This window comes from Polaromonas sp. P1_G4 (genome assembly GCF_056405475.1).
The window spans coordinates 1-6,032 of the sequence record NZ_JBFUCA010000253.1; the positions used below are offsets into that span (position 1 = coordinate 1).

Consider the following 6,032-nt stretch of genomic DNA (forward strand, 5'->3'; position numbering starts at 1 on the left):
AAGGAGTGGAAAGATTTTTGCGTGCTGTACCGTGCCAACCACCTGGCCAAGCCTTTCGAGAAGGCCTTTCGCAAAGCCAACATTCCGTACAAGGTCTCGGGCGGTCAAAGTTTTTTTGACCGTGCCGAAATCAAGGACCTGTGCTGCTGGATGCGGCTGCTGGTCAACAACAATGACGACCCGGCATTCATGCGCGCGGTGACCACACCCAAGCGCGGCATCGGCCACACCACGCTGGGCGCACTCGGCACCTTCGCGAGCCAGTCAAAGCAAAGCCTGTTTGAGGCACTCTTCAGTAACTCGCTGGGCTCGGTGCTGCCGGCCAAGGCGGTGGGCTCGCTGCACGAGTTTGGCCGCTACCTCAACGATCTTGAGTACCGCGCCAAGCGCACTGTGGGTGCGGAAGACGCGCGCGTTTTCCTGAACGACTGGCTCAAGGAAATCGACTACGAGAAGCACCTCTACGACGGCGAAGACAGCGAAAAACTCGCAGCCGCGCGCTGGACCAACGTGATGGATTTTTGCGACTGGGTGGCCCAGCGCTGCGGCGGGCAGATCGATGACGCCTCAGGCGCCGTGGTGGCCGCCGAAACCAAAACCATGCTCGAAGTGGTGCAAACTATTGCGCTGCTCTCCACCATCAGCGAACGCGAAGGCGACCAGAACGTGGTGACGCTCTCCACCCTGCATGCCGCCAAGGGCCTGGAGTGGCCGCACGTGGTGCTGGCCGGCGTGAACGAAGGCCTGCTGCCCTTCAAGCTGGAAGACGATGACGGAGTCAATACCGACAGCATCGCGTTGCGCCTGCAGGAAGAGCGCCGCCTGATGTATGTGGGCATCACCCGCGCGCAGCGCACGCTGGCTGTGAACTGGCTGCGCAAACGCAAGAAGGGCCGCGACATGATTCCCGGCGCACCCAGCCGCTTCATCGCCGAGATGGCACTGGACAAAGCCACGGTGAAAGAAGACCCGCGAGAAAAGCTCAAGGCCTTGCGCGCGGAATTTGCGAAGAAGTCAGCGGACGGGATTGCGGCGGCAGCAGCGGCGGCAGAGACGCGCTAGCGCAGCCCTGTTCCGTGGTTAACGGCGCGAGATCAGGTGCCGGGCCGCATGAAGGCGTTTTCAGTGCTGTGGTTACAAACAGTTTCAGGCCGCGGGTTTTTACCGGTGCTTTACCTGATTGAGATCTATTCATGAGATAGTGCGCAAGCTCCACGGCCTGCGCGTTGCATCAACCCCGCACTCGCGTGCCCGAGTTTTCCGTTTCACCCCCTGCACTGCAGCCTTGGCCGCTCCGTCCGCCTTGCTGCGTTGCTACAGCCCGTACTGCACGGCCAGGCCGTGCACTCACTTGTTCATGACTTTGCTTTTTCTTCGACCCGCTCTTTTTTTAATCGCCGCTTGCGCAGTATCCGCTAGCGCTACGGCCCAAACGAAACCTGACGCCACGTGCCCGGCCGCCACGGAGATGAAAGCCGCGCAACTCCATGGCCTGTGGGCCGTGCGCTTTGACCGCCCACCTGCCGGCTTGCCGGCCCGCGCCACCATGCTGCTGGAACGGCATGCCGAATTCGCCGAAAGCCTGGCCGGCATCGTGAGCCGCGATCTGGGGCCGGCCGCCGGTTCCAAAGCCATTGCCGGACATGCGGCCAAGGCAGCACTGGCCGGTGACCTGGAGGGCGGCATGTTGCTGCTCGACGAGTCCTCCGACAATGTCAGCATCACCGGCACCTGGAACGGCGAAATGGTCGAAGGTTCTTGCGGCAAGGCCTTCAAGGGCACCTGGAAAGACACCAGCAGCAGCGCCCCGGACAATGCACCCGATGTGCCTTTTACGCTGACCCGGCTGCCCTGAACAGCGCAATTTTCAAGACCGACCATGCCACTGAAATCTCTCAATCCTGCTGCTGCATCGCTTTGCACGGTGCTTCCGGCCCTCCTGGGTCTTGGCACCACGGCTGCGGCACATGCACAGGCCACGCTGGCAAACCGCCCATCCAGCACAGGCTGGCAAACCTGTCAGGCCATGAAGGGCGACCCTGCGGCGCAGCTCACCTGCTTCCAGCAATGGGCAGATGCGCAAACGCCCGCCAACACACCGGCGCCCAGCCTGACCACAGCGCCGGCCAATGCCCAGACCGGCCAGCCGGCCACCCCGGTGCTGCTGCTGCCATCACTGAACACCGAAGCGCCGGACGGCAAGCCGATCGGCTGCAAAAACACCAGGTACTCGGAACTATCCCGTTTCTGGGAACTGCAGCGCGGCACCGACTGCGATACGTTTTCGCTGCGCGGCTACCGGCCGATCACGCTGGCCGTCTCCACCGCCGACAGCGTGAACACACAGCCCTCATCACCCTCCGCAGGGCATACCGCGCTGACCTCCGTGCCCTATATGCGCACTGAAAACAAAATCCAGCTGTCGGTGCGCACCAAGGTCGCCAAAGGCCTGCTGAAAAGCGGCGACAACGACGACGACGACCATGACTCGGTCTGGTTCGGCTACACGCAGCAAAGCTATTGGCAGCTGTTCAACGGCAGCATCTCGCGGCCGTTTCGCACCACCGACCACGAGCCCGAGGTGATCTACATCTACCCGCACCAGATTCCGCTGGCCGGTGGCTGGAACTACCGGCTCTCGGGCCTGGGGCTGGTGCACCAGTCCAACGGCCAGTCGCTGCCGCTATCACGCAGCTGGAACCGCGTCTACCTGATGGGCGCCGCCGAGAAAACACTGGGCCAGGACTCAGGCCTGATCCTGCAGGGGCGCATCTGGGACCGGCTCAAGGAGTCCTCGGGCAACGACGACAACCCCGGCATCGAAAACTATGTGGGCCGCGCAGAAGTCACGGGCAGCTGGCAGATCAACAAGGCCAACACCGTGGGTGTCACGCTGCGGCATTCGCTGCGCAAGGAGGCCCGCGGTTCGGCCCGGTTTGACTGGATGATGGCGCCGGCCTCGTCGCCCAACTACACCGGCCTGCGTTATCACGTGCAGCTTTTCAGCGGCTACGGTGACAGCCTCGTGGACTACAACCGAAAGCGCAATGTTCTGAGCATCGGCCTGAGCCTGGTGGACTGGTAGGCGCTGGAACGACATTCCGCGGCTTGCTATGGTTTTTATAGCTGATTGCGTTGCTATTTATTAGCCCCGGAGCGCTTTTCGCTTGAGGAATGGGGCGCAAACGTGTCTGCCAAGCGTATCCAGGCACCACGGCAACGGCGCGTCGGCTGATACCGCAACGCCCCCGCTTGCCGTAAGGTGGGGCGATGACTTTTGCCGAGCCCACCACCTTCACGCTGGCCTGCATCGTGGCCGGTGCGCTGCTGATTGCCATGACTCTGGGCGGCTCTTTCATTGCGCGGCTTCCGCTGAGCGCCGCCATGCTGTACCTCGGCGTCGGCCTGGCGGTCAGTCCCGTCGGGCTGGGGCTGCTCAAACTCGACGCCCTCAAGAACACGGTGCTGCTGGAGCGCCTCACGGAGGTGGCCGTGCTGATCTCACTGTTCACCGCCGGCATGAAGCTCGAGTTCCGCGTGCGGGATGGGCGCTGGCGCATTCCGGTGCAACTCGCAACCGTGTCGATGGTGGTCACCGTGGCCGCCATCACCGCACTGGGCGTTTATGTGCTGGATCTGCCCGTGGGCGCCGCTGTGCTGCTGGGCGCCATCCTCGCACCGACCGACCCGGTGCTGGCCTCCGACGTTCAGGTGGCCAATCCGGGCGACCGCGACCGCCTGCGTTTCGGCCTCACCGGTGAAGGCGGGCTGAACGACGGCACCGCATTTCCGTTTGTGATGCTTGGGCTCGGCCTGCTGGGGCTGCACGAACTCGGCGAAGGCGGCTGGCGCTGGTGGGCCGTCGATGTGCTGTGGGCCGTGGCCGGCGGCCTGGCCCTGGGCTGGCTGCTCGGCACGCTGGTGGGCCGCGCCATTCTTTACCTGCGCATGCGCCACCGCGAAGCGCTGGGCTCGGACGAATTCATCGCGCTGGGGCTCATCGGGTTGACGTACGGCCTGGCGCTGCTCTTTCACACCTACGGCTTCCTGGCGGTGTTTACGGCGGGCCTGGCGCTGCGCCGCATCGACGAGCCCGATGCGCGGCCCGCGCCCCAGGCTGCGGCCGCGCCCGACGAAACGCTGAGCCCCGATGACCAGGAAGCCTCGGGCGCGGAAGCGCCCGCCCACATGATGCGCGCAGTAGAGCGCTTTAACAGCCAGCTGGAAAGCTTCGTGGAAGTCGCCATCGTGCTGGCCGTGGGCGTGCTGGTCGCCACCACACGCTTTCGCCCTGAAGTGCTGTGGTTTATCCCGGCGCTGTTCCTGGTGATCCGGCCGGCGGCGGTTTTTATCGGACTGCTGGGAACGCCGGTCAGGGGTTCGCAGCGCCGCCTGATGGCCTGGTTCGGCATTCGCGGCATCGGCTCGCTGTATTACCTGCTCTACGCCATCAACCACCACCTCCCGCCCGCGCTCGCGCAGCGGCTGCTTTCCATCACGCTCGCGGTGGTCGTCGCCTCGGTGATTGCCCACGGCATTTCGGTCACGCCGCTGATGAAACGCTATGAGGCGCGCAAACCGGGCAAACGCCGCAGGCCCTGAGAAAACGGCCGGTTTGCGTCCCACACAGCGTCACAGAAAGTCATCTTATTGATAACGATAACGATTCTCATTTGTATAATCGCGCTTTGACCGATTAACAAAGACACAGGAGTCGTCGTGAAACCAGCAATCAAACCCGCCATCCTTGCCGCCCTGGTGGCCCTGCTTGCCGTGCCGGCCATGGCCCAGCCCGCAGCAACGGCAGCGGCTGGTACCGCGCCTGGCACAGTGGCGGCACCAGCCACCACGGCGGCCGCCGTGGCAAAGCATTACGCCCACCTGGTGCAATCAAACTATGACGACACGCTGGCCAGCACGCTCATCCTGCAAAAAGCAGTGCAGGCTTTTACCGATGCACCGTCGGACGACGGCCTCAAGGCCGCGCGCAAGGCCTGGCTGGACGCGCGCGAGTATTACGGCCAGACCGAGGCCTTCCGTTTTTACGGCGGCCCGATCGATGACAAGAACGGCCCCGAAGGCCGCATCAATGCCTGGCCCATGGACGAGTCCTATGTCGACTACGTGAAGGACGCGCCCAACGCCGGCATCATCAACAACCGCAAGGCCGTGATCAACAAAAAACGGCTGGCCAGCCTGAACGAGCGCAACGGCGAAGAAAACATCGCCACTGGCTGGCACGCGATTGAATTTTTGCTGTGGGGCCAGGACCTGAGCACCACCGGCCCAGGCAACCGGTCGTTTGAAGATTTTGTGGACGGCAAGAAACCCAACGCCGACCGCCGCCGCCAATACCTCAAGGTGGTGACCGAACTGCTGGTCGATGACCTCGGAATCCTCACCAAAGCCTGGGCGCCCACGTCGACCTCCTACCGCGCGAAGTTCGAGCGCGGCGGCATGGAGTCGGTGCGCAAGATGTTTGTCGGCCTGGGCTCGCTTTCGCGCGGTGAACTCGCCGGTGAACGCCTCGAAGTCGCCCTGGCCAGCCAGGACCAGGAAGATGAGCACTCATGCTTTTCCGACAACACGCACCGCGATGTGGTGAACAACGCCAAAGGCATCCAGAACGCCTGGCTGGGCCAGTACAAGCGCGCCGACGGCACGACGCTGGCCGGCCCGTCGCTGCGTGACCTGGTGGCGGTGAAAAACCCGGCACTGGCAGACCGCACCAGCAAGCAGATCGCAGCATCCGTCGCCACCGCCGAAGGCATTCAGGCACCGTTTGACCGCGAAATCGTCGGCGCCAAAGACGCACCCGGCCGGCTGCGCGTGCAAAAAACCGTCGACAGCCTGGTGCAGCAAAGCAAGGACCTGGTGGAAGCCGCCAACGCCGCCGGCATCACCAAGCTGACCCTGGTCAAACCTTAAATGGCCGACGCTGCTTCGTCCCGGATGGTCGCGCGCCCTGCGCGTGTAGTGCTTGCCTGCATGGCCGCAGCGGGACTGGCAGGGCTGGCCTTCTGGGCGTCGGC

5 protein-coding genes are annotated in these 6,032 nt (G+C 63.7%); all 5 read left to right on the forward strand.

The features are described 5' to 3' along the window. On the forward strand, positions 1-1,062 hold a 1,062-nt coding region (locus AC1D1X_RS13495), incomplete at its 5' end, for an ATP-dependent helicase (protein ID WP_477698451.1). 406 nt (positions 1,063-1,468) lie between these two features. Then, positions 1,469-1,855, forward strand: coding sequence for a hypothetical protein (locus AC1D1X_RS13500; protein WP_477670160.1), 387 nt, complete (start codon positions 1,469-1,471; stop codon positions 1,853-1,855). 24 nt (positions 1,856-1,879) lie between these two features. After that, complete coding sequence (locus AC1D1X_RS13505) at positions 1,880-3,085, forward strand: phospholipase A (protein WP_477670161.1); 1,206 nt, start codon at positions 1,880-1,882, stop codon at positions 3,083-3,085. Positions 3,086-3,270: 185 nt separating this feature from the next. Further along, positions 3,271-4,602: a cation:proton antiporter gene (locus AC1D1X_RS13510; protein WP_477670162.1), complete on the forward strand. Its 1,332-nt coding sequence runs from the start codon at positions 3,271-3,273 to the stop codon at positions 4,600-4,602. A 180-nt stretch (positions 4,603-4,782) separates the two neighbouring features. Then, on the forward strand, positions 4,783-5,928 hold the full coding sequence (locus tag AC1D1X_RS13515; RefSeq protein ID WP_477670221.1) for an imelysin family protein: 1,146 nt from the start codon (positions 4,783-4,785) through the stop codon (positions 5,926-5,928). The last annotated feature ends 104 nt before the right edge of the window (positions 5,929-6,032 follow it).